17 protein-coding genes and 3 rRNA genes are annotated in these 25,335 nt (G+C 44.2%); 4 read left to right on the top strand and 16 right to left on the bottom strand.

Annotation, left to right across the window (positions count from 1 at the left end; all coding sequences use genetic code 11):
- Window positions 1–1,044: 1,044 nt before the first annotated feature.
- The 4 genes from thiM to MKX40_RS04440 all read left to right on the top strand — a co-directional run bounded on the left by thiM (window position 1,045) and on the right by MKX40_RS04440 (window position 4,434).
- Window positions 1,045–1,857 carry a hydroxyethylthiazole kinase gene (gene thiM, locus MKX40_RS04455; protein WP_339239703.1) on the top strand — a complete coding sequence of 271 codons (813 nt, stop codon included), beginning with the start codon at window positions 1,045–1,047 and terminating at the stop codon, window positions 1,855–1,857.
- Entirely contained in the window at window positions 1,854–2,666 is an 813-nt protein-coding gene (gene thiD, locus MKX40_RS04450) for a bifunctional hydroxymethylpyrimidine kinase/phosphomethylpyrimidine kinase (protein ID WP_339239701.1), read from the top strand. Before thiM ends, thiD begins: the two co-directional genes overlap by 4 nt.
- Window positions 2,666–3,331, top strand: coding sequence for a thiamine phosphate synthase (gene thiE / locus MKX40_RS04445; RefSeq protein WP_339239699.1), 666 nt, complete (start codon window positions 2,666–2,668; stop codon window positions 3,329–3,331). Before thiD ends, thiE begins: the two co-directional genes overlap by 1 nt.
- Before the next feature lie 359 nt (window positions 3,332–3,690).
- On the top strand, window positions 3,691–4,434 hold the full coding sequence (locus tag MKX40_RS04440; RefSeq protein ID WP_339239697.1) for a MerR family transcriptional regulator: 744 nt from the start codon (window positions 3,691–3,693) through the stop codon (window positions 4,432–4,434).
- A gap of 553 nt (window positions 4,435–4,987) precedes the next feature.
- Here MKX40_RS04440 and MKX40_RS04435 read toward each other — a convergent pair.
- The 16 genes from MKX40_RS04435 to MKX40_RS04360 all read right to left on the bottom strand — a co-directional run bounded on the left by MKX40_RS04435 (window position 4,988) and on the right by MKX40_RS04360 (window position 25,333).
- Entirely contained in the window at window positions 4,988–5,470 is a 483-nt protein-coding gene (locus MKX40_RS04435; protein ID WP_339239695.1) for a hypothetical protein, read from the bottom strand.
- A 218-nt stretch (window positions 5,471–5,688) separates the two neighbouring features.
- Entirely contained in the window at window positions 5,689–6,345 is a 657-nt protein-coding gene (locus MKX40_RS04430) for a deoxynucleoside kinase (protein ID WP_339239693.1), read from the bottom strand.
- Window positions 6,342–6,965, bottom strand: a complete 624-nt coding sequence (locus MKX40_RS04425; protein ID WP_017690540.1) for a deoxynucleoside kinase — start codon at window positions 6,963–6,965, stop codon at window positions 6,342–6,344. The genes MKX40_RS04430 and MKX40_RS04425 overlap by 4 nt, the downstream gene beginning before the upstream one ends.
- A gap of 186 nt (window positions 6,966–7,151) precedes the next feature.
- Window positions 7,152–7,268 (bottom strand): 5S ribosomal RNA (gene rrf / locus MKX40_RS04420).
- Between the two features lie 76 nt (window positions 7,269–7,344).
- Window positions 7,345–10,270: ribosomal RNA gene (locus MKX40_RS04415) — 23S ribosomal RNA — on the bottom strand.
- Window positions 10,271–10,576: 306 nt separating this feature from the next.
- A 16S ribosomal RNA gene (locus tag MKX40_RS04410) occupies window positions 10,577–12,128 on the bottom strand.
- The 16S, 23S and 5S rRNA genes sit together here, the layout of an rRNA operon.
- 519 nt (window positions 12,129–12,647) lie before the next feature.
- Window positions 12,648–13,382, bottom strand: a complete 735-nt coding sequence (locus tag MKX40_RS04405) for a LytTR family DNA-binding domain-containing protein (protein WP_339239689.1) — start codon at window positions 13,380–13,382, stop codon at window positions 12,648–12,650.
- Window positions 13,383–13,406: 24 nt separating this feature from the next.
- Window positions 13,407–14,756 (bottom strand): GHKL domain-containing protein, encoded by a 1,350-nt coding sequence (locus MKX40_RS04400; RefSeq protein WP_339239687.1) that lies wholly within the window; start codon window positions 14,754–14,756, stop codon window positions 13,407–13,409.
- A 212-nt stretch (window positions 14,757–14,968) separates the two neighbouring features.
- Window positions 14,969–15,136, bottom strand: a complete 168-nt coding sequence (locus MKX40_RS04395) for a cyclic lactone autoinducer peptide (protein ID WP_339239685.1) — start codon at window positions 15,134–15,136, stop codon at window positions 14,969–14,971.
- Complete coding sequence (locus MKX40_RS04390) at window positions 15,099–15,752, bottom strand: accessory gene regulator B family protein (RefSeq protein WP_339239683.1); 654 nt, start codon at window positions 15,750–15,752, stop codon at window positions 15,099–15,101. Before MKX40_RS04390 ends, MKX40_RS04395 begins: the two co-directional genes overlap by 38 nt.
- Before the next feature lie 206 nt (window positions 15,753–15,958).
- A complete protein-coding gene (locus MKX40_RS04385) occupies window positions 15,959–16,630 on the bottom strand; it encodes a 4'-phosphopantetheinyl transferase superfamily protein (RefSeq protein WP_339239681.1) in 672 nt (223 codons plus the stop codon).
- A gap of 11 nt (window positions 16,631–16,641) precedes the next feature.
- A complete protein-coding gene (locus tag MKX40_RS04380) occupies window positions 16,642–17,298 on the bottom strand; it encodes a hypothetical protein (protein WP_339239679.1) in 657 nt (218 codons plus the stop codon).
- Window positions 17,276–18,871 (bottom strand): non-ribosomal peptide synthetase, encoded by a 1,596-nt coding sequence (locus tag MKX40_RS04375; RefSeq protein WP_339239677.1) that lies wholly within the window; start codon window positions 18,869–18,871, stop codon window positions 17,276–17,278. The genes MKX40_RS04380 and MKX40_RS04375 overlap by 23 nt, the downstream gene beginning before the upstream one ends.
- Before the next feature lie 14 nt (window positions 18,872–18,885).
- Window positions 18,886–19,611, bottom strand: a complete 726-nt coding sequence (locus MKX40_RS04370; protein ID WP_339239675.1) for a thioesterase domain-containing protein — start codon at window positions 19,609–19,611, stop codon at window positions 18,886–18,888.
- 14 nt (window positions 19,612–19,625) lie between these two features.
- Complete coding sequence (locus MKX40_RS04365; protein ID WP_339239671.1) at window positions 19,626–20,843, bottom strand: beta-ketoacyl synthase N-terminal-like domain-containing protein; 1,218 nt, start codon at window positions 20,841–20,843, stop codon at window positions 19,626–19,628.
- Window positions 20,840–25,333: an SDR family NAD(P)-dependent oxidoreductase gene (locus tag MKX40_RS04360; protein ID WP_339239668.1), complete on the bottom strand. Its 4,494-nt coding sequence runs from the start codon at window positions 25,331–25,333 to the stop codon at window positions 20,840–20,842. The genes MKX40_RS04365 and MKX40_RS04360 overlap by 4 nt, the downstream gene beginning before the upstream one ends.
- Between the last annotated feature and the right edge of the window lie 2 nt (window positions 25,334–25,335).

Raw genomic sequence — 25,335 nt, 5'->3', positions numbered from 1 at the left:
GAGTGGAGAATCATAATCTTTAACAATTCTACGTGACTTGATGTGCAATTGAGTACCTTGATATGCATTTGGGTGGCATGATATGCGATCGAGTACCTTGTATGCGTTTGGATAACATAGTATGCGATCGAGTACCTTGTAAACGTTTGGATGACATGGTATGCGATCGAGTACCTTGTATACGTTTGGATGACATGGTATGCGGAGTACCTTGTATACGTTTAGGCGGCTTGGTGCTATGCATTTGTTCATGTACATTAGCGCACATCTTCAAATCTACCGGGAGCTGAATCGCGTCCTAATGTGTTCGGAGTAGAGCATGCGGCGAGCGCTAACGAATCTGAGACGTCTTATTCGAGGATTTAAAGCAGTCTCAGAAATCTAAGGAATCTGAGACACGCAATATTAGAATAAACAGCCGTTTGCATCGTTTTAATCAAGGAATTCAGGGAATAACGTGTCTGAGGTTCCTTACATTTCAAAAGTAGGATTTGACAGCCAAATAAGATGTCCCGGGTTCTTTAGAAACACCGTCTGAACCAGCGGAAGGAATTCGCCAAAAGAGCTACCAGCTTGGTTTGGGTTTGGGTTTGGGTTTCAAGACTCTATTTGAACGTCAATTCCTTCACTATACCGCTTGCCTGAATTAGGAGACTTACCCTGGGGTCACTTTCTGTATATTGCATTGTAGTACTGTTGCATTGTTACATTGCTGTACTGTTGTACTGTCGCGTTTTTGTATTATTACTATTTTTTGCGAATTACATTTTTATGTGGCTCTACCTTTTAGCTGTTTCAATCAAGGCTAGACATTGATCAAGATGATTCCCTTTGTTCTTCCATATCCAGTTACATTAATCCATCTTTATTGCATTATGAATTGGATTTATCTTTTACATCTGCTTTTACCGCTGTAACGTCTCTCGGTGTCTTTACACTATTCGCCCTGCTCAACACGGAGACTCATATCCTATTATTCTGTTGAGTGACTCTGAATATCAGGCTTCTGCCGGTGGCGTTACTTCAAAACAAGGAGGAAATTATATGTCTTATCTGAAACGTGTTCGTACGCAAAATCCGCTGGTACACAATATCACCAACCTTGTCGTTGCTCCCTTTACAGCCAATGGTTTGCTTGCACTTGGTGCATCCCCATTTATGGCCTATGCTCATGAAGAGGTCGCTGATGTTGCCAAGATGTCAGGAGCCGTGGTGCTCAACATTGGCACACTCGATGATAAAATCGTTCAGGCCATCCGTCTGGCAGGCCAATCGGCTAATGCGCATCATGTGCCTGTGGTACTAGATCCCGTCGGCGCAGGCGCAACCGCCTATCGTACAGAAACCGTTCAGATGCTCGTTCGTGAGCTTCGCCTCACGGTACTGCGCGGCAATGTGGCGGAGGTTGCCAATGTCATCGGTGAGAGCTGGAGTATCAAAGGTGTGGACGCGGGATCAGGTGAGGGTGACCGGATCGGCATAGCGGAGCGGGCAGCGCATAAACTTGGCTGTGTCGTGGTCATTACCGGTAAAGAAGATATCATTACCGATGGGCAATCCACATTCCTCACGAGTAATGGTCATGCCCTGCTCACTCAGGTCACAGGTGCTGGCTGTCTGCTAAGTTCGGTGATTGGCGCTTTTACAGCCATTGCGGAATCCGAAGACGATCTTCCAGGCAGTGTTGTTGAAGCACTCGCTTTTTATGGCGTAGCGGCTGAACTGGCGGCAGAGAAGACGGCTCATCAGGGGCCGGGCAGCTTCCAGATTGAATTCTTGAATCAACTGGCACAAGTAACACCCGACCTTGTGGCAGAACGCGCACAGATTCGTCTGATCCGTGGAGGTGCAGTATGAGCATTGCTCAAGCACTAACCATTGCAGGCTCCGATAACGGGGGAGGCGCAGGAATTCAGGCCGATCTCAAAACGTTTCAGGAGCTTGGCGTATACGGCATGACCGTCATCACCGCTATTGCTGCTCAAAATACAACAGGTGTACAAGGAGTCTTCCCCATCCCTTACGATGGCATTGCCCAGCAATTGGACTCAACCGGAGAAGACTTTCAGCCAACTGCGGTGAAGACCGGCATGTTATATAGTGCCGAGATTATTCGACTCGTCGCTGAGAAGTGGCAGCAATATGATTGGTCTAATCTGGTCATCGATCCCGTGATGGTCGCCAAAGGCGGCGCCCCCCTGCTCCAGCAGGAAGCTGTACAGGCGCTGATTACAGAGCTGTTGCCCCATGCCCTGATCACAACACCTAATATTCCGGAAGCCGAACTGCTTACCGGAATGTCCATCACGAATCTTAGTCAGCGGGAAGAAGCCGCGAGACGGATTGTACAGATGGGCTCGACGTATGCTTTGGTCAAAGGTGGTCATGATGAAGGAAGTGGCATGATCGTGGACGTACTCTACGATGGGCAGTCTTTTCATTATCTGGAGAATGTTCGTGTGCTAACACGTCATACACACGGAACGGGATGCACATACTCTGCTGCGATCACCGCAGAGTTAGCCAAGGGTTCACCTGTTCTGGCTGCCGTAACGACCGCGAGAGCATTCATTCAGGCAGCCATTGAAGACGAGCTGGGGATTGGGGCCGGACATGGGCCAACAAATCATTTTGCGTATCAGCGCAGACAGCGGGGTGAGCAGTGATGCGCCCTTGGGATGCAGAAGCGGTACAACGCGCGATGCAGGTGTATTTGGTCATGGGCAGCGTAAATACGACGCAAGACCCCGTCGAGGTGCTACGCCAAGCCATTGCTGGCGGCATTACGCTGTTCCAGTTCCGCGAAAAGGGAACTGGCGCCCTGATCGGCGAAGCTCGCATGACGCTTGCGATGCGGCTTCGCGAGGTGTGCAGCCAGCACGAGGTCCCGTTCATCGTGAACGATGATGTGGAGCTGGCTGTAGCGGTGGAGGCCGACGGCGTGCATGTCGGCCAGGATGATGCGGACGCGGCGCTGGTACGCGCCCGCATTGGCGCTGGGCGGATGCTTGGCGTATCCGCCCACGCTGTGGATGAGGCGCGCCGTGCTGTGCAGGCGGGCGCCGACTACCTTGGCGTCGGGCCCATGTACCCGACGCGCTCCAAAGCGGATGCCCACGCTGTGCTGGGCCCCGCAGGGGTGGCGGAACTGCGCGCCGCAGGCATCGCAGTTCCGATTGTGGGTATCGGCGGCATTACGCCCGATACCACGGCCGCCGTGATGGCGGCTGGAGCCGACGGCGTAGCCGTCATCTCCGCCATCGCGGGCGCGGCCGACGTGTGCGCAGCGGCTGCGCAGTTCGCTGCGGCAGTGCGCGGGATGCGGGCGTAGCCCTGCTTCCCTGCACAGCCAGCCCGTGGGCTGCACCGAATACATGGTTCAGCCCACAACCAATCGCTCTCCTCTCCATAACAGAGGAGCTCCACAACACCCCTACGGCGCGGCAGCAGCCCATGTCTTCGACAGAAGCCCAGCCGCCATTCTACAGTGACTGAATAATACAATTATTTCGTCCACCTATTCACATCTAGTTTCATATCTAGCCACATTCCAATCAGCCCTAGTCACATCCAGTAACCGATCCATGATCAAGATGCAGCTTCCTGCCGCATCTTGTTTTTTTCATTTTCAACTGTTGACTCTCACGTAACGTGACACTGTACAATCAGTGTTGTAAGGAGGTTTCACTCATGGCCATGAAGGTAAAAGAAGTTGCTGAACTTGCCTCAATCAGTGTGCGCACACTGCATCACTATGATGAGATCGGGCTATTAACTCCGGACGAAGTAACTGCTGCCGGGTATCGATTATATTCAGACGCCAACCTGGAACGATTGCAGCAGATTTTGTTTTTCAAGGAACTCGACTTCTCTCTGAAGGAGATCAAAAACATTATAACCAACCCCTCCTTCAATCCGGAAGAAGCACTTAAAATGCATCGACTTATACTGCTGGAGAAGCGCCAACGCTTGGACCAGATGATTGCTACCATTGATAGAACGGTTTTACACGTGAGAGGAGAAATTAAAATGACAGCCAAAGAACAATTCGAAGGATTTAATTTTAGCCAGAATCCGTATGAACAGGAAGCGCGCGAACGGTGGGGAGACCATGCTGTAGACCAGGCAAATCAGAAGCTGTACAGTAAATCAACCACGGCGCAGAAAGCGCTATCCGATCAAATGAACGAAATTTACAAACATCTGGCTTCACTTCGTCACACAGAACCGGCATCTGCGGAGGCACAGTCTGGCATCAAAGAGTGGTACACTTGGCTAAACCAAATGGGAAGCTACTCGCCTGAAGCCTTCAGAGGACTTGGTCAGATGTACGTGGACGATGAACGTTTCACGCGTAATATTGATCAGTTTGGCGATGGTTTGGCAGTATTTATGAGAGATGCTATGGCTGTATTTGCTGACCAAAACAAATAATATAGCCCTGTCTTCAAACACAAGCAATATATTCAACTCCCATTGCCATCAGATGAGCGCTGTAAACGATCGTCTGTAACTTGGACCTCTGTCCTATAGTAGTAAACGTTATCTCTCGTCATCAGCCTTATTCGCTGTATATGAGATCAGGATATTATAACCTTCCTCCTGCGTTGGTCATATCGTTCTTGGAATTAACCTTATGAACAAGCTGGATATATCCTAGGTACGTTGCAAATAATTTGATCCATTCAAGTTATTACATCAGTTATGAGCCATAACCCGCCTACAGCCTAGTAAATACATAAAAGGACGTACGCCCTCTCAGGCGTTACGTCCCTTTTATGTATTCAAGTACCTCAGCCGCAATGTGAACTAGCCTAACTGCTGATCACTCTGAGTACTTTATGAATATCTTTTAAAGTAGATGCTCTTTACTACTTTCTGTTCCCCGTCCTTCGATATAACTTCACCAGATGCTTAGGATGATGAGCATTAAGTTTCTTCTGTCAGACGTCCTTCAATTTGCTACCAGCGTCCACCGTCTATCGGATTAAGCTCTTGGCGCGTGATCCGATGAAGTTGCGTCTGAAGCCAGACTGGTTCTCGCCATCCGACCAGGAATCTGCCATGCAGATACAATCGCAAGCACAATGAATAACAAATCAATCGGTTGACTGAAATAGTCCTGGAAGGTTTCTGCAAACGCGCTGATCATCTCGCTATCAAACACGAGTTCCATCACGCTTACATCGCCAAACAGTTCGGAAGTAAAATAAACCACCGTCAGATATTTCCCCAGCAAAATGCCAACGAGCGCAAACAGTACGGCAATAACTTTATGTACTGTCGCAATTCGTTTATTGGAGAACAATACAACGGCGTAACCCGTGAGTGCTCCAATCAAAATTGCAATCAATCCTACCTCATACTCGGTCATTGCAGCAATTGCCGCCCAGACGATGCCCCCAAGAATGGCTGCAATTAAGCCACCAATGATCGGCATACCAATTTTAACTCCTTGTTTCTCTTCCACGTTGTCTTTCCCTCCTGAGTCATGCATATGCTTATTTTCCAGAATTCACCTTTCCTATGAAACCACAAAAAGACCTATTATTCAACATTTTTCTACTGTTGACCATAAAAAACATCCCTTCCATCAGCATAATAGCCGTAGAAGGGATGTTGTCCGTATCTATATTTTTGATATAACCACTGTAATTCAGAAAACTACATTGAAAAACGCGTTCTCTCTTATCTTTGCGCTTCCTTGGCAGGCTGAATGACAGCTGCAATCTGTGCCAAAATAGCATCCACCGATGCCGGATCATGCACATCATACTCATCAATGTTCAGACGCAGCACAGGGCAAGCCGTAAACTGATCAATCCACACAGAATAACGCTCATGCATGTGTTCCCAATACGAACGGTCCGTCTGAATCTCCATCTCGCGTCCGCGTTCCGTAATTCGGTTTAAAATTGAAGGCAGACTTCCTTCCAGATAGATCAGTACATCTGGATGTGGGAAATACGGTGTCATCACCATCGCTTCAAACAAACTGCTGTATGTCTCGAAATCTGTAGCAGACATGGTTCCTTGATCTGCATGCATTTGTGCAAAAATGCCCGTATCTTCATAGATGGAACGATCCTGTACGAATCCCCCACCCAGTTCAAAAATCTTTTTCTGTTCCTTGAAGCGCTCTGCCAGGAAATAAATCTGCAGATGGAAGCTCCAACGCTCAAAGTCATGATAGAACTTCTCCAAATATGGATTATGATCCACTTGCTCCAAAGAAGTCTTGAAATTCAAGCGCTGTGCGAGTGCAGCTGTTAACGTGGATTTACCCACTCCAACCGTACCTGCTACCGTAATTAATGCATTCGTTGGAATGCCATAGTTATTCATATAATATACTCCTTTACCTGATTAACAATTTGCCTGAAGTGTTCAGGATGTTCCACAAAGTCAAGTTGCTCTGCATTGACCTTAATGATTACTGGCGGATTTGAGCTATTCGCAAGATAGTCCATACCTGTTTTGTAATCAGCGATCAGTTGTTCCATATATGCCGGGTCCATGTCCTGCTCAAATGAGCGTCCACGCTTGTTAATGCGGTACATCAGCGTATCGAGTTCAGCTTCAATATAAAGCACCAGATTGGGCTTGGGCAGATCATCTGTTAACAGATGATAAATTTGACGGTATTTATCCCGTTTCGTTCCTTTTAAGGTACGATCGGCAAAAATCATATTTTTATAAATATGGTAGTCCGAAATAACTGGGGTATTCTGCTCTACATAATGAGCACCCGTGTCTTCCAGTTGTTTAAACCGATTACACAGAAAGAACATTTCCAATTGGAAACTCCACTCGTCGATATCCTGATAAAAGGAAGCCAGAAATGGATTCTCTTCTACAATTTCTTTAACTAACGGAAGATTCAATTCATGGGAAAGCATCGTTGCCAGCGTTGTTTTCCCCGCTCCGATCGGACCTTCCACGGCAATAAACGGGGCTGATTTCATTGTGTTCACTGTTCCTCCTCGTACTTATGCGTGTTTCCGTTTTCTATATAGACCTCACCTATTGTATCACAGCTTTAAGGATTGGAACGCCAGTATTTTATGTATATAACAAGTCAAATCAGAACCAATGAATTACATTAAAATAAAAAAAGACACACTCGATATCATCAAGTGTGTCCTTCAATTGCTTGGCGGCGTCCTACTCTCCCAGAACCCTGCGGTCCAAGTACCATCGGCGCTAGAGGGCTTAACGGTCGTGTTCGGGATGGGTACGTGTGGAACCCCTCCGCCATCGCCACCAAACGCATAGCTTACATTTCAGAGATCGTTCTCTGAAAACTAGATTCGAAACGAAACATGCGAACTATCACTTGCATATTTGGATAAGCCCTCGACCGATTAGTACTGGTCAGCTCCATGCATTGCTGCACTTCCACCCCCAGCCTATCTACCTCGTCGTCTTCAAGGGGTCTTACATACTGGGAAATCTCATCTTGAGGGGGGCTTCACGCTTAGATGCTTTCAGCGTTTATCCCGTCCGTACATAGCTACCCAGCGGTGCTCCTGGCGGAACAACTGGTACACCAGCGGTACGTCCATCCCGGTCCTCTCGTACTAAGGACAGCTCCTCTCAAATTTCCTACGCCCACGACAGATAGGGACCGAACTGTCTCACGACGTTCTGAACCCAGCTCGCGTACCGCTTTAATGGGCGAACAGCCCAACCCTTGGGACCTACTTCAGCCCCAGGATGCGATGAGCCGACATCGAGGTGCCAAACCTCCCCGTCGATGTGGACTCTTGGGGGAGATAAGCCTGTTATCCCCAGGGTAGCTTTTATCCGTTGAGCGATGGCCCTTCCATGCGGTACCACCGGATCACTAAGCCCGACTTTCGTCCCTGCTCGACTTGTAGGTCTCGCAGTCAAGCTCCCTTATGCCTTTGCACTCTTCGAATGATTTCCAACCATTCTGAGGGAACCTTTGGGCGCCTCCGTTACTCTTTAGGAGGCGACCGCCCCAGTCAAACTGCCCACCTGACACTGTCCCCGCACCGGATTACGGTACCAGGTTAGAACCTAGATACGATCAGGGTGGTATCCCAACGTTGCCTCCACAGAAGCTTGCGCTCCTGCTTCAAAGGCTCCCACCTATCCTGTACAGATCGTACCCAAATTCAATATCAAGCTGCAGTAAAGCTCCATGGGGTCTTTCCGTCTTGTCGCGGGTAACCTGCATCTTCACAGGTATTAAAATTTCACCGGATCTCTCGTTGAGACAGCGCCCAAGTCGTTACGCCATTCGTGCGGGTCAGAATTTACCTGACAAGGAATTTCGCTACCTTAGGACCGTTATAGTTACGGCCGCCGTTTACTGGGGCTTCGGTTCACAGCTTCGGATTGCTCCTAACCACTCCCCTTAACCTTCCAGCACCGGGCAGGCGTCAGCCCGTATACTTCGCCTTACGGCTTCGCACAGACCTGTGTTTTTGCTAAACAGTCGCTTGGGCCTTTTCACTGCGGCCCCCTCGTGCTATTCACACTACCGGGGCACCCCTTCTCCCGAAGTTACGGGGTCATTTTGCCGAGTTCCTTAACGAGAGTTCTTCCGCGCGCCTTAGAATACTCTTCTCGCCTACCTGTGTCGGTTTGCGGTACGGGCACCTTCACCTGGCTAGAGGCTTTTCTTGGCAGTGTGAGATCATGACCTTCGCTACTACAATTTTCGCTCCCCATCACAGCTCAGCCTTATGATGTGCGGATTTGCCTACACATCAGCCTTACTGCTTAGACGGACATCCATCAGTCCGCGTCACTACCCTACTGCGTCCCCCCATTGCTCATAACGGCTTACGGTGGTACAGGAATTTCGACCTGTTGTCCTTCGACTACGCCTTTCGGCCTCGCCTTAGGTCCCGACTTACCCTGAGCGGACGAGCCTTCCTCAGGAACCCTTAGGCTTTCGGCGGATCAGATTCTCACTGATCTTTTCGTTACTCATACCGGCATTCTCACTTGTATAATGTCCAGCGCTCCTTACGGTACACCTTCAACCCTTATACAACGCTCCCCTACCCCTGATGCAAAGCATCAAGCCATAGCTTCGGTGGTGTGTTTAGCCCCGTTACATTTTCGGCGCAGAGTCACTCGACCAGTGAGCTATTACGCACTCTTTCAATGGTGGCTGCTTCTAAGCCAACATCCTGGTTGTCTGTGCAACTCCACATCCTTTCCCACTTAACACACACTTGGGGACCTTAGCTGATGGTCTGGGCTGTTTCCCTTTTGACAATGGATCTTAGCACTCACTGTCTGACTCCCGGAAGTAAGTCTATGGCATTCGGAGTTTGACTGAGCTTGGTAACCCTTGCGGGCCCCGCACCCAATCAGTGCTCTACCTCCACGACTCTGTTTTCCGAGGCTAGCCCTAAAGCTATTTCGGGGAGAACCAGCTATCTCCGAGTTCGATTGGAATTTCTCCGCTACCCCCACCTCATCCCCGCACTTTTCAACGTGCGTGGGTTCGGGCCTCCAGTGCGTGTTACCGCACCTTCACCCTGGACAGGGGTAGATCACCCGGTTTCGGGTCTACGTCCACGTACTATGTCGCCCTATTCAGACTCGCTTTCGCTGCGGCTCCGGCTCTTCACCTTAACCTTGCACGGGAACGTAACTCGCCGGTTCATTCTACAAAAGGCACGCCATCACCCCTAAAACGGGCTCTGACTTTTTGTAAGCACACGGTTTCAGGTTCTATTTCACTCCCCTTCCGGGGTGCTTTTCACCTTTCCCTCACGGTACTGCTTCACTATCGGTCGCTAGGAAGTATTTAGCCTTGGCAGATGGTCCTGCCGGATTCATACGGGGTTTCACGTGCCCCGCACTACTCGGGATCCGTCTCGGAGAGAATCAACTTTCAATTACAGGGCTTTTACCTTCTTTGGCGGGCCTTTCCAGACCTCTTCGTTTAACTGACTCCTTTGTAACTCCATGTGAGACGTCCCACAACCCCAAAGAGCAAGCTCTCTGGTTTGGGCTTCTCCGCGTTCGCTCGCCGCTACTGACGGAATCACTATTGTTTTCTCTTCCTCAGGGTACTTAGATGTTTCAGTTCCCCTGGTATGCCTCTACATAACCTATGTATTCAGTTATGAGTAACTGGAAATTACCCCAGCTGGGTTTCCCCATTCGGACACCCCCGGATCAAAGCTTGCTTACAGCTCCCCGAGGCAGTTTCGTTGTTCGCCACGTCCTTCATCGGCTCCTAGCGCCTAGGCATCCTCCGTGTGCTCTTAGTAGCTTAACCATTGCGCTCGTGTTCGAGCTGTCGCTCCGCTTGGTTTGCTTGCGCAAATCCAAAAGTCGCTCCATTTCGATCACTCGCTCCAGCAATCTACCGTTTTTATTGAAACTTGTTATACACAAGTTCAGCTAAAAAGGAATGTTCTAATTCGCATTTACTTTCGTTTCGATATCTAGTTTTCAAAGAACAAGCTCCATGCAAAAGCAAGCTGTTTGAGAGTTTGAGCTCTCAAAACTGAGCAACGAGTGAGTAGTTTGCAGCTGAGCTGCATATTTGAATGTTTCCGTTACAGGAAACGATTCTCCATAGAAAGGAGGTGATCCAGCCGCACCTTCCGATACGGCTACCTTGTTACGACTTCACCCCAATCATCTATCCCACCTTCGGCGGCTGGCTCCTTGCGGTTACCCCACCGACTTCGGGTGTTATAAACTCTCGTGGTGTGACGGGCGGTGTGTACAAGACCCGGGAACGTATTCACCGCGGCATGCTGATCCGCGATTACTAGCAATTCCGACTTCATGCAGGCGAGTTGCAGCCTGCAATCCGAACTGAGACCGGCTTTTTAGGATTCGTTCCACCTCGCGGCTTCACAGCCCGTTGTACCGGCCATTGTAGTACGTGTGTAGCCCAGGTCATAAGGGGCATGATGATTTGACGTCATCCCCACCTTCCTCCGGTTTGTCACCGGCAGTCACCTTAGAGTGCCCATCCGAAATGCTGGCAACTAAGATCAAGGGTTGCGCTCGTTGCGGGACTTAACCCAACATCTCACGACACGAGCTGACGACAACCATGCACCACCTGTCTCCTCTGTCCCGAAGGAAAGATACATCTCTGCATCGATCAGAGGGATGTCAAGACCTGGTAAGGTTCTTCGCGTTGCTTCGAATTAAACCACATACTCCACTGCTTGTGCGGGTCCCCGTCAATTCCTTTGAGTTTCAGTCTTGCGACCGTACTCCCCAGGCGGAGTGCTTAATGTGTTAACTTCGGCACCAAGGGTATCGAAACCCCTAACACCTAGCACTCATCGTTTACGGCGTGGACTACCAGGGTATCTAATCCTGTTTGCTCCCCACGCTTTCGCGCCTCAGCGTCAGTTACAGCCCAGAGAGTCGCCTTCGCCACTGGTGTTCCTCCACATATCTACGCATTTCACCGCTACACGTGGAATTCCACTCTCCTCTTCTGCACTCAAGTCACCCAGTTTCCAGTGCGATCCGGGGTTGAGCCCCGGGATTAAACACCAGACTTAAATGACCGCCTGCGCGCGCTTTACGCCCAATAATTCCGGACAACGCTTGCCCCCTACGTATTACCGCGGCTGCTGGCACGTAGTTAGCCGGGGCTTTCTTCTCAGGTACCGTCACCTTGAGAGCAGTTACTCTCCCAAGCGTTCTTCCCTGGCAACAGAGCTTTACGATCCGAAAACCTTCATCACTCACGCGGCATTGCTCCGTCAGGCTTTCGCCCATTGCGGAAGATTCCCTACTGCTGCCTCCCGTAGGAGTCTGGGCCGTGTCTCAGTCCCAGTGTGGCCGATCACCCTCTCAGGTCGGCTACGCATCGTCGCCTTGGTGAGCCGTTACCCCACCAACTAGCTAATGCGCCGCAGGCCCATCCCCAAGTGACAGATTGCTCCGTCTTTCCAGTTTCCTTCAGGCGAAGAAAACAACTATTCGGTATTAGCTACCGTTTCCGGTAGTTGTCCCAAACTTGAGGGCAGGTTGCCTACGTGTTACTCACCCGTCCGCCGCTAAGTATCAAAGAAGCAAGCTTCTTATCAACTCCGCTCGACTTGCATGTATTAGGCATGCCGCCAGCGTTCGTCCTGAGCCAGGATCAAACTCTCCAATAAAGTATTGAAAAGAGCGATAAGCTCATTTTGAATCTGACGAGATTAAACATCTCATTTGTGCTCCAGTCGATCCAAGCCAAGGCTTGTCTCAAACTTTCGCGTTCATTCTGCAAGCAGAATGTTTACTCACTCGTTGTTCAGTTTTCAAAGATCAAACTTGTTTCGTTACCGAAAGCCGTTCTCTTCAGCAACTCTTATATAATATCATGTCCGAACCAACTTTGCAATCTCTTTTTTCAAGTTTCTTTCGAAGCTTAATCCATTCGCTTGCCGCACCGTGTTTCTCGTGTTTTCTTGGCCGGACTAATAATATATCACGCCAGATCATCAATTGCAACAATTTATTAAAAATACTTATTTAGTTGCAGCCCTTCTTTGCTCATCACCTTTCTCTTCATTAATAAAATATGTATAGACACATATTTATGAGTGTATAAGATTCATTTCCACTTCAAACATAATATTAGCCCTCATTTATAATAGACTGTAAGCAGCTATAACAAATGAGGGCTAATATACTCACTTTTGAACGATATCCTTTAATCCTTTCAAAAACCGACTGGAAGCATAACAGATCTGACCGTTCACCATCTGAATCTCCCTCGTGGCAAAATCAATTTCTGAAATATTATCTTTATTCACTACATACGAGTTATGACAACGATAAAACCTGCTGTCCATCTCAAGTAAAGCTTTCAATTTTCCATAGAACTCAACTTGACGATTTTTAGCATGAAGAATCACTTTATGTAATTGCGGAGAGGTTTCAAAAAATAAAATATCGTTGTACTCAATACTGATGACTTTATCGCCAGACTTTGTTTGAAATATTTTACGACTGTTTTGTTTATTTTGAACATATCGCTGATTTGCCGTATTAATACATTCGATAACCCGTTTTTGTATATCAGTGAAATTATCTTTTGTAATATAGTCCATTGCTTCTACTTTATAAGTAAATGTTAGATAGGTCAGCTCTGAATGTGTCGTCACAAATACTATGGCTCCCTGAGTATCATATTGACGAATTTCCGCTCCGAGTGCAATTCCACTCTTCTCTTCCTGAATGTCTACATCCAAAAAATATAGACCTGTTGTATTATTTTGCTGGAGATATTCAATAATATCATTAGAATGTGCAGTAGAGACAACAACCTTCATATCTAAGTTCTCTATCATAATATAGTCCGTTACATATTTGGTTAAACGTTTGCGTTGTTCTTCATCATCTTCACAAATAAAAATCTCCAGCATGCCCTTCCCCCCACTTAAACTGAGTTATCCTAATATCACACTGCTCGCAGATCTATTGGCATCACTATTGAACGAGGGCTCGAGCACTTCTAATATTTGAATAAATGTCTTTTCTTTGCGCTCCGTATCCAAAGCAACGCCCTTGCACTGTGAAACCATCTCTTTTAAGTTGCTAAGACCAAGTCCACGATTGTTGCCTTTGGTTGAGAAGCCCTTTTCAAAAAGTTTATATAATGCAGGAGTTTCCTCTCTACAACTGTTCATAACCACAATTAATATGCCTCTTTCGTTACGAATCAGTGCTAAATTCACAATCGGTTCGTCACAATGAATCGCTTCTTCGATAGCATTATCTAGCAAAATCCCTACACATCGGCATAATTGAATGGAATCCATATTGATGTGCTCAATAGGCTCAATCACCTCAATTACCGCATCAATGTTCAACTCTTGTGCTTTAATCATCTTGGCAGATATGACACCTTTTAATTCCTGTACTTTCAGATTATGTAACGGCCCTAACTTGTATGTATTAGACTGCATCCCTTGGCTGATTGGCATAATCTTTTTTTCAAAGTAAATTTGTAACTTTTCCATATCTTTATTTCGAATAAATTCAGACATACTCAGAAGAATATTAATATAATCATGTCGGAATTTCTGCATGTCAGTATATAAGTGTTCCAAATTTTCCGTGTACTCTGTTAATTGTTCATACTGTTCCTGTCGATTCTGAAGTGCCGACTCTTTCATAACTGTTCGAGTTAATGCAACGAAAACTCCAATTAACAATGCAAAATAGAATATAAAAAGAATACTATTCGCTTGAATGTTCTCATCGGAAAAACCTTGTCGTTGTCCTATCCATATGTTTATATAAAAAATCACCACAGTAAAAAAAGATAGTACCGTTAGGTATAGACCATATCTTTTTAAAAAGATATCATGATTACTCCACTTCATAAGTAATACCCTAACTATTGCGCTCATTAGAAATGTTAAAAGCATAATTCCGGTCACAGAGAGTAACATATAGAACGGATTATTTTGAAGAGATACATTAGAACCGCCAATAACCCTGATATTTATTACACCACATATGTAGTCGCTTATAACCATAAAAATAAGCGTAATCGTAGGAATTAGAAAGCTAAGAATGAACTTTCTCAATTTGTAATACACACATAACATTAGAAATAATAAAACTACAAAACTACTTGCTGATCCCATAACTAAAAAAAAGAAATATCCTAGAAGGATTGAAACAGTAACCATAAAAGCAATATACTTCCGACTAAATTGATTCTTCAACATGATAGGAATAGACAAACTAAAAGTTACCATTTGAATTATAGAACCAATAATCAGCAACATTATCAATTACCCTTCTCTCTATGTGATAAAGATTGAGCGATTCTTGCCTGAATAAATTCTGAATCATTAACAAAAATTAGCAGGAGTTCATAATCATGATTATATGAAATAATGTAAAATTTATCAACAAAATAGTCTATCTTACTGTTTCACCAGTCCATAGCTGGGTATAAAGTAAGATAGACTATTAGGATAAATCAGGTAATATTTAACTACTCCTTATTACTCAACAACAATTCGCTCGGGATTTTAGACTCATAATTAAAAAGTGAACAGCTCGTTTCCATCGCTATCTCTCCACTTTTAATCGCCATTACCTCCATTGATTTCGCTACATTATTCTTAAATCCGTCCAACAGCATCTGTTTCATATTTTTCATAATTTCTAACACTCCTCTTAAGTATTTTGTATGTTACGGGAAGAATTGAAATGATCTGTAACAACATGCCTGTCATCATTAATGTTTTCACCGTATGACTTGGACATAAAAGTGCAATTAAAGTGAGAATTACTGCTGTTCGTACAGAAGCCATTCTCAGTTTCTTTCTTCTCTTCGCTCCAAGAAGTGGGAATTTGTCAGTATCTGCTGGCGCATATCGATACAAAAGCACTGCAGAGATCAATCCAGTAATTAAAACCATATCGTTGCCAATCATTATGTATGAGCATATGTAGGGTAAACCAACGAATAACATTATGCTGATCATGCTGCACCTGAAGCTTGTACTGGCATGCAATCCAAATGATATTCGACGGACAGCATAATATGTAGCATGTACAATTAACGTTTCCAGAAGCATATTGAATAAGAGAGCCAGACCATAGACCAAAACACTTTTCATGGTATTAATCAATAACGTTTCAATACCAAGCTTCATCTTTAAGTATCGAATGTGTTCTCCATCACGCTCCTTGTTAATCCATAGTGCAATCTTACTAGCCAATGATTCCGTTAAGCTGGTATGTACTGCGGGTTGTTCTTGTATGTTGATCACCTCTCTGGTACTAATTATAGGGGAGTAAAGACCTATACATCCGTTCCCTTCCTACTATTGATTCTTTCCGTCACAAACGTACATGATCTGCCTTTACCTATGTCATAAGCGCTTCATAATGTCACGTAACTGCATGAAAAGACAAAACCACCACGATTTCGTAGTCTGTACGACTACTAACCGTGGTGGTTTTTCTATTTTTTGATTCAGGAAGCAATGAGTAATCTCAGTACCTCCCTTATATCAACTTTTTGCGGTACAACCAAACTACATATTTCTTTATCATCTTTCATAAAGCTATAACCTGTAAGGAACGGAAATCGTTTGAATTGTATACGAAACACTTCTTGTCCATGTATTAATTCTGAAACAACTTCACTTATCTCATAGATTGAATAATCAGCTAGAAGTCCCATTTTCAACGCTTTCCCCAGTGCCTCTTTACAACTGAAGAATATATAGGCAAATTGTAAAGCTGGGTAAAGATGTTCTATAAGTTTTTTCTCGGCCTCACTAAGCATCTCTGCAATCGGGATATCTGAACGTATGGTCTCTATATCAACTCCGACTACGTTATCCTTGCTGTATAGTACAGAAAGAGCATACGTCTTAGAGTGACTTAATCCCACTTCGAACAGATTGTCATGAATCAGCGGAAAACGCAGACTCCCATATTCAACAGAGATATTATTCATCTCCCCATGATATGAGGGAAATTGATCCTTCAGATTTTTTTTAATAGCATATCGCCCGACCAGAAACTCTTTCCTTCTGCCTTCATTGGTTATGTTATCGTATATTTCATGCTCATAAGGACTCAAGATGTCGTCAGCCTCAATCTCTTGCTCACTAATAGCAATCAGATTTGGAGTAATCATACGCATTCACCTCAATGTGCCAGCATTCTTGATTTGAAATGCAACATATAGAGCACTAGCAAATCAATGATAAAACCTGCATTTACCAACATTATAAATCCAAGATAAATACTCTGGCCGATAGAATCAATTGGGAATTTAACAAGAATAACTGCTGAGATCAAGAGACTCACGGCTGCACACCAAGGTACTACTTTTGAAGATCTGTAATGAACTTTACGATAGAGCCCCATAGCAATCATCAATATACCGGGAAGAAGCAGTGAATCCTGTATATTGAAAAAGTTAACATCACCATTTCCAAACGTATACACGGGGAGTTTTATACACAACAGAATACCTGTAATAATTAATAGATTGTCTATCCATTTACGATGTTTTCCAAGCATGATGGCAAACCAGGCTGTAAAAATATTCAGGTAGGATAAGGTAATAACGAATAATGAGAACACAATTCCCCCAATGAACCAATACGTTTCCGACGGAAGAAACTGATCCTTTCCTACATAATGGAGAAAAAGAGCAATGTAGATACCCACTACAATCAGTTTTAATCCCCAGTACCACTTCATGCTTCCCGTAAATGTTTTCCTAAATGAAGGGTCTTGACCTGCATGATGCAGTTCATACTTTCGGAGCAGAAAATCATAAATTGTACGCTGCATCATATTCTTCTCCTAACATTTTGGTAATCTCATTGACTGTCGGATTCTCAATAATATCAAAGAAACTGAGATCACTGTGGAACGAATGATTAATCTCTCTTGCAATCTCCCAGATCGTAATTGAATCGATGGCGAACTCAAACAAATTGGTCTGTTCAGTGATGTCCGCATTCAAATACCGCTGTAAAATTCGAATAAGTCTTTTCGTTTTGGTAATAAAATAATGCTCATACAACGTTTTAGTATCGGTCTTCCCGTTCCCTGTCAAAGGCAATTCGCTAACATAAGCTATTTTGGACGGGATCATGTAAATAGGAAGCAATCGTTTTAGTTGGCTTGCTATATTTTCTTGGCGTGTTGTAACAGCAAGGTAGATTTTTTTATCCTGTACAAAAGCATGACAGTTGGAGATACCCAACGACTTTACAGTAGATTCGATTTCCTGAAGATCAATGCGGTAACCATTAATTTTAACCTGGGTATCTTTTCTTCCCATATAGATTATTCGGCCGTCTGCATTCACTCGTACAAGGTCACCCGTCTTATACACAGGTAGGCCATTCCAGCTAATAAAAGATTCCTTCGTCTTCTCGGGATTACCAAGGTATCCTAAGGCTACTCCCTCTCCTGCTGCGTAAAGTTCCCCTTCATTACTCATCTCACCTTGCTCATTAACGATATATACTTCCGTTCCGGAAATTGGCGTTCCTATTGCAATCTCGTCCACAGAACCTTCCATTACATCTAGTGTAGTGAAAACAGTGTTCTCCGTAGGTCCGTATCCGTTAATAACTTTCGTAAATGGCAGGACCTTCTCCACATGTGACAAGCTTAGCTGCTCCCCGCCCACAATAACATGACTTAATTTCTTGAACATTTCAGGTTTTTTATCCACCCAAAAATTAAACAAGGAACTCGTTATCCACATGATATCTATTTCTTGTTGAATTCGTTTTTCAACCAGATAAATGTTCAGAACCTCTGTTTTGGAAAGTAGCGCAATGGTCATGCCACTAAGCAATCCCCCCCAGATCTCAATAATTGAAGCATCAAATTCCAGAGGACTGATATGAGATATGGTCTTAGCTGCGTCCCATCCCAAACGATCTTCATGCAATAATCGCACCACTCCACGATCAGGAATTCCCACTGCTTTGGGAAGGGATGTTGTTCCCGATGTGAAAATGACATAACACATTTGATCCTCTGTTCTCGTTACACCTGACCACTCTTCCATCCTTTGATGATCTACCTCAAAAACAGATTCAATGGTTATCTTAATGTCCAGTGTTTGTCTCATATACTCCTTACGAGTCTCTGGATAGTCTTTATTAATAACCGTATATGTTGCACCATGTTTTAATATGGCGATCATTGCAGCAATAGCTTCTATGCTTCTCTCCAGTTCAATAGCAACAATATCATTAACGGATACCCCTTTTTCTTCTAGCCAGTCATAGTACTGGTTCGACAATGCATTCAATTCTCCATAAGTAACCGTACGATTCGTTTCGGAAATGGCAATCTTGTTCTTATACATCTCCACGCTTTGCTGAAGCATTCCAAGTAAACTCATATTCTAACCCCTCCTCAGATAATGGTCTTATTTGAATTAGTAATAAAATCAATAACATCCAGACTGACTTGATTCTGGTGGTCATATAAGAAGAAATGTCCAGAAGGGTAGAAATGATACTGTACATCATTCTCGGAAAGGTCTGTCCAATAATCTTCATCGGCGACAGACAGATCCTGCTGACCTAGAAAAACAGCAATTTGAACTTTTTCATCAAATGTATAGCTCTGATAGTTGTTGACGACATTGTACGTATTCACTGCATTAATGTCATGGCGAAGCGCTGGCAGAAACAGCTTACGCATCTGTGCAGAATCAAACTGCCTTTCTTTAATCAATCCGTAATGTTTGCAGCGTAGAAGAAGTTCCTCATCTCCTGATAAATCCTCATTTCGAATATCTATTCGATGAGGCGGAGTAGCGGCCATAAAAATCAGTTTGACTATGTTGTAGCCTTCCCTGATTAGCATTTGTGCAACTTCATAGGCAACAATTGAACCCATACTGTATCCAAGCAACATGATTTCTTCTTCTTTATTCATTGTTGCTGTAATTCTCATGTATAGATCGGCCGCATTCTCTTGAATGGACTGATACGCTGTCTCAGAAAACCGTCTCCCATGCCCAGCATATTCCACAGACATGATCTGCATATGGGGATACTTGTTTTTGATCTGATTTTGTAGTTCAACAAATACATTTACATGAGCTCCAGCATAAGGAAAACATATCAGTTGCATGTCTATTTCCTCCTCTATCCTTCATCAGGATTCATATGAATGACTAAGTTATACACGTTGCCATGCATTGAATACATGGGCATTGTAATCCAATGATAATCATTCACTTGATTCGTCCATTGATCCGGTTCTATCTTGCCTATATAGGAGTTTGGCTGAGTAACAACACCGCCCTGTAGCTCTTTGTTATTTTTCTTCGATTCCAGCAAACGACATAATCCTATTAGTCCATAGTATCCAATCATGTATTGAGCATGCTGTTTGAGATATCCTCCCTTTAAACCAGGGAATACCTTCTGTACATTTTTCAAACAGGAAAACTCAGCAGTATCATCGATCTCATTAGCTCTTCCATACAGGTCCATAAATATCTCATCTGTAGGAAGTACCCCGGCATCTGCCAGAGATTGAAGCACCAGTTTTTTAACTGCATTGCGATTAATTACAGGACTTCCCATAGTGCCTGCGGTGATATCTTTAATCTCAGCAAGAATGTGATCTCCATCTGCAAGGGCTTGCTGCCTTTCTTTTATTAGAAAGGCAACGCCTCCTTCTGAAAAATAGTGCCCCGAAGCACCTTGTTCGAATGGTTGAGTGAATCGATCAGAACCAAACCCAAAGTTGGATAACTCATGGGGGAATGGCATCGTACTAGCGCAAGAACCACCGACCAAGGCTGTGTTAAACTTCCCCTTTTTAACGGCGTTATACCCGCTATATAAAGCCCCTATACCTGAAGTTGATGCTTCGCTTACCATCTGAATTGCTGGCGGCCTGGATAAACGTAGCATTTTCAGATATGCCAACGGATCAAGTAACTCTATAGCCTTCATGAAATCAACGCCCTGCATTCCCAAATAGGCCGATTTGGATATCAAGTCTGTTTGTGCACTTCCGTTGGATACCAACACATCGTGCTTCGTTGTCACGACATTCTGATTGATGAGCGACTGAAACAACGATAGTGTGATTCTTTCACTGGAGAGCAAATATGTTGTTTTTTCCTCATCTATGCCTTCTAAAGCAAATCTTTCTTCAATGGATGGATAGAAAATCCCATCGAATGAGCTAGCTCCGTGGAAATCTTGACTAAAGCGCACGCTCAACTGCTCTATTCTATTTTCCCAAAGCTTGTCCTTGCTATGGAGAAGCTGCTTCGCTTGCGAATCATCCTTCGCCGGCATATCCCAGCGGTAGTCTACTATGACGACACGAGAACTGGATTTACTCATGCTGCAGCCTCTTCCATCAGCTCTTTCACATATTCACTTAACTGCACAATCGTCGGGTAGATAAATACATCAGCAACCTCTATATCAATGTTAAACTGCTCTGCAATAGGCCCGTAAATACCAAATGCTTTGAGAGAATCTCCACCCAGATCGGTAAAGCTCTTATGCACATCAATCTCATTAAGATCAAGCACCGAAGCAAATACGACGGTAACAAACTTCTCAATATCATCCTGACGATCCGTCCCAGTTACAGTTAAAGAACCATAATCCTTGATCTGATAAGGACGAGCCTCCTCCTCTTCCCCTTCCACATTATTTCGAGATTTCCCATCACTGTAACCGCTTGGTAACTGGATATATGCGCCTAAATATTCTTCGACCTTGGATGTGTTAAATTCACCTGCAATAAAACCGGAGTCTCCCGCATGAAGCGAAAGTTTAATATATTCTCTGCCCTCCATGTTAGTAACAGATTTCATTAAGAGATGTTCATCCGCGGCATCCAGATCTCCGAAATTAAGGGCCATTCCCGTTTCTTTCCATCCCGGCCACTGTATTGCTGTTATTAACGAATCAGATAGTGCCGTCCCTTCCAAAAATGCATTAGCCACGGTATAAGAGAACTGGCCGGCAGAACCTGTAATTGTAGTCATTGAAGAACTGGTAACAAAGAATTGTAACTTGTCTGCGTCGACATACTTTTGAAGCAAAAGTGTACCCGTAACCTTTGGTGCTATAATTTTTTTGAATTCATCCTCCGTTTTGGAGAACAACATGCCCTCCTCTGGAACTCCCGCCAAATGAATAATTCCAGCTATATTATATTTCCCTTGAATTCTAGTTATAGTTGTCTGTACCTCAGACTCATGTGAAATATCGCAAGGGTAGAACTCCAGGTCAGCTCCTTTAGATATCAGCTTATTCAATTTATTTAGTTTGCTGTCTTCATATGGTGTGCGTTCTTGTTTGGAAGCGAGGGCTGCTTGGATATCTGTACGCCCCAATACCGCTATGTGTACTTCGGCATTCACATCGAGTAGCTGCTCAATATATTCAAGCCCGATACCCCCGTAACCCCCTGTGACAATAACGCAGTCATCCTTCAACAAGTCTACAGATCTATGCTTCAAATCTTTATTTTCGATGAGAGATTCTTCGTATATGATTCCATCATTAACAATGACTTTTTTACCGTCCAGTTCACTGCGAGCAGCGACCTTTAACAACTCGGTAATATTAAACTCGGAGATCTGAATCATTTGTGTGGTGAAACCCGTATTCTCCAAACCCACAATCCGACCTGAACTCAGCATTGCATATTGAAGCGGGTTAACTTGAAGCTCGTCTTTCTCCAAAGCAAGACCCTGATCAGCTGCAAAAATTAATTTACCGCCTCTCTTGAGGAACTTGTTAGCTGTCTTGGCGAATAGGAAGTACTTCATCATCTCATCTTCAATTTTCCCGGGATCAGATATGTCCAATCCAATCCACGGTGCATAAACTACCAGATCATATCTAACCCCTGTTGTTATCTGATCTAATTGTTCATAATTCACATGATTTATTGTAGAAGATTCAGGCGTTGAAACCAGATCATTGCTTATCAGCAACACTTGTTTGTCTACCCAATGTTCTTCTTCTCCACCTGTAAACTCAACCGTTGAACGTCCCCACCCAATAGTATGAAGATACGGCTTAAATAACATATTGGCAAAAGACTTCATAACATATTTATCTACATAAGCAACTAGATCCCCCTGATCATTGTACACATGGATGTGCGCAGTGATTACATCATGATCACCGGTAATGTCATAAAGAAGTTCGGTGACGGAATACATCTTCTTGGTGAATCTTACTCCTGTATAGGTAAACCGACCATAAGACAAGGGAAGATATGTCTTCTGGCGAGCCTGAGCCCGTTCATACACCATAGCCCCCAGAATTCCATCCAACATGGAAGGGTGCAGATGGTAGGCGTCAAGATCTTCAAGGAATTCCTCTTGCAGATCAAGTGAGAGAAGCAATTTGGAATCGGCCATATGAACCATCCGGAAGTCCTGAGCGATAAAGTTCCAACGTCCTTTGAAGAAGTTATTTTCCTCTTCTGTACTTCCCATCGTTGTAGGTTTCAATTGATTCTGTACCTCTGAGGACAAATCAAGCTTATGCTTCTCCATTACTTCCTGAGGTTTAAGTGTAAAGACCGCATGAGTCGTATACTGCTCCAGATCATCATTCTCGTATGAGAGAACCTCAATGTCCAGTTGCTTGGCAGACAGTTTGTTAACATGAATCAGGAAACGTTTATCTGTTTTATCGTCGAGCTGAATCAGATTTTTGAAATACAACTTTTCTAACGTGAACGCAGGTTCGTCAAAGTATAAGGAAGCTAACTCAGCAGCCAATTCGGTATACGTGGTACCCGAGAACGTACGCTTACCTCCAATCCGATGATCATCCACGAACCAATCATCTGGGGATAAGTTGACTTGGTACACATCCGATTTGGCGGATCTGATCACTTGCTCTTGAATTAATGTCGCTTTCACTGGAAGACTTGGACCTGATTGAACAGGTGGACTATATCGTTTAACTGTAGCCCATAGAATATCAGATTTGAATTCGTAACCTGGTAATGTTACAGTTCTGGCCTTCTCATACGGATATTCGTCAAATGTCGTCTCGTACCCATCCAATTTGAGTTGAATAAGCTCATTCAAGTCAAATTGTCTATAGTCTGTTTTCAATTGATAATGGATAAGTTTTTTCATATCCGTTGTTACTTCACGATCACTGGTCGTAAAGATTTCGTCTGTTGGCACTTGGCCTTCCAGCAATGTTATCGCCGCTCTTACTTTTGTTATGAATTCTTCCATTGAATTAGCTTGGAAACCAACTCCTGTATTAAACCAGTTTCTTCTATGAATAAGGGTATATGAAATATCTTGTAGTCTATATTCGCTCATGTATTCTTCATGCCGCACGTACTTGTACAACATCTTGATTAATTGATTAGTCGATTGTGCCGTGAAAACAAATGGAAAGGTATGTTGATTATGATCTGATTCGTTTATAGCTTGCTCATATTCCTCAAGAATCACATGAGCATTGGTACCGCTGAATCCAAAGGAACTGATTCCTCCTCGACGCGGGTACTTTCCTTTGACCCACTTCTCAGCCTGGGTAGGAATGTAGAATGGACTATCCACAAACTTGATATATTCATTCGGAGCTTCAAAAGAATGGTTGGGGAAGATTTCCTGATTGCGAAGAGCCAGCGACATCTTAATCAATCCGCCTACCCCTGCTGCTCCTACGGTATGACCAATATTTTCTTTCAAACTTGTTAATGCACAAAAACCGCGTTTGTTCACATATTTTTTATATGCATCCGTTAGCCCTCGAACTTCAATCGGATCGCCAAGTTTCGTGCCCGTTCCGTGTGCATCAATGTAATCCACCGTTTCAGGTGAGATATGGCTGCTTGTATAGGCATCCAGTAGAAGATCCTTTTGAGCATGTGGATTAGGGGCGGTCAAACCGTTAGATTTGCCATCACTATTAATCATGCTGCCACGGATAATAGAATAAATGTTATCATTGTCTGCTATCGCATCTTTCAACCTTTTCAGAATGACAATACCGACACCTTCGCCAAAGATCGTTCCTTGAGATTCGGCATCAAATACTTTCAGGAAGGAACGCGGTGTCTCCACATTACTGTATTGATCGAGTACGCTACCTTGACGTGGGAATAGTCCAAGAGCAATACCGCCAACAATTGCTGTATCAATCTCTTTATCCCGAAGTGTTTTCAATGCTATATGTGCAGCGACCAACGAGGAAGAACAAGCTGTATCAACGACAAACGAACCTCCGGACAAGTTATATATATAATTGAGACGACTTGCCAGTATGCCTTCCCAGTTTCCTGAGTTTATATGATTGGAGTCCTCTTCAATCTCAGAACGATAACTTGCTGTAATGGATTTGTCTTTGCCTACATAGATAGCTGTTTTGCTATCCTTAACATCGGATAGGCGAATACCTGCATCCTCCAAAGCAAGATAGGAGTGCTTCATAACCAAACGATGCGTGGGATCAATATATCTGGCTTCGTCCTGACTGATACCGAAAAATTCATAATCAAAGGTATCAATATCATCGAGATAAGATCCCTTTTCTTTACACAATCTCTCCAGGAATTCCTCTGGTGTGATCTTTAAATGTTTGGCTCCGTTGTGCAGATAAGTGTGATCTTCGGGAATATAAGCTATTCGACCTTTGGGAAATTCCTTAAACCCCTGCTTTCCGTTTTTAACCGTTTGGTAAAACTCAAATGTATCTTTGATATCACTGTATTCGCATGACATGCCTACTATCGCAATATCATCTGGAATAATCTCTTCTAATAAGTCTTTGCCTACTGCTGAATCAAGTTGGCCCTTTTGAATCTGACCGAAGATATACTCACTCGCCTTCATGT

Origin of the sequence: Paenibacillus sp. FSL R5-0517 (assembly GCF_037974355.1) — a bacterium.
Classification (GTDB): Bacteria; Bacillota; Bacilli; order Paenibacillales; family Paenibacillaceae; genus Paenibacillus.
Note: the sequence above shows the minus strand (reverse complement) of the source record. Positions and strands in the feature narration are given on the sequence as shown.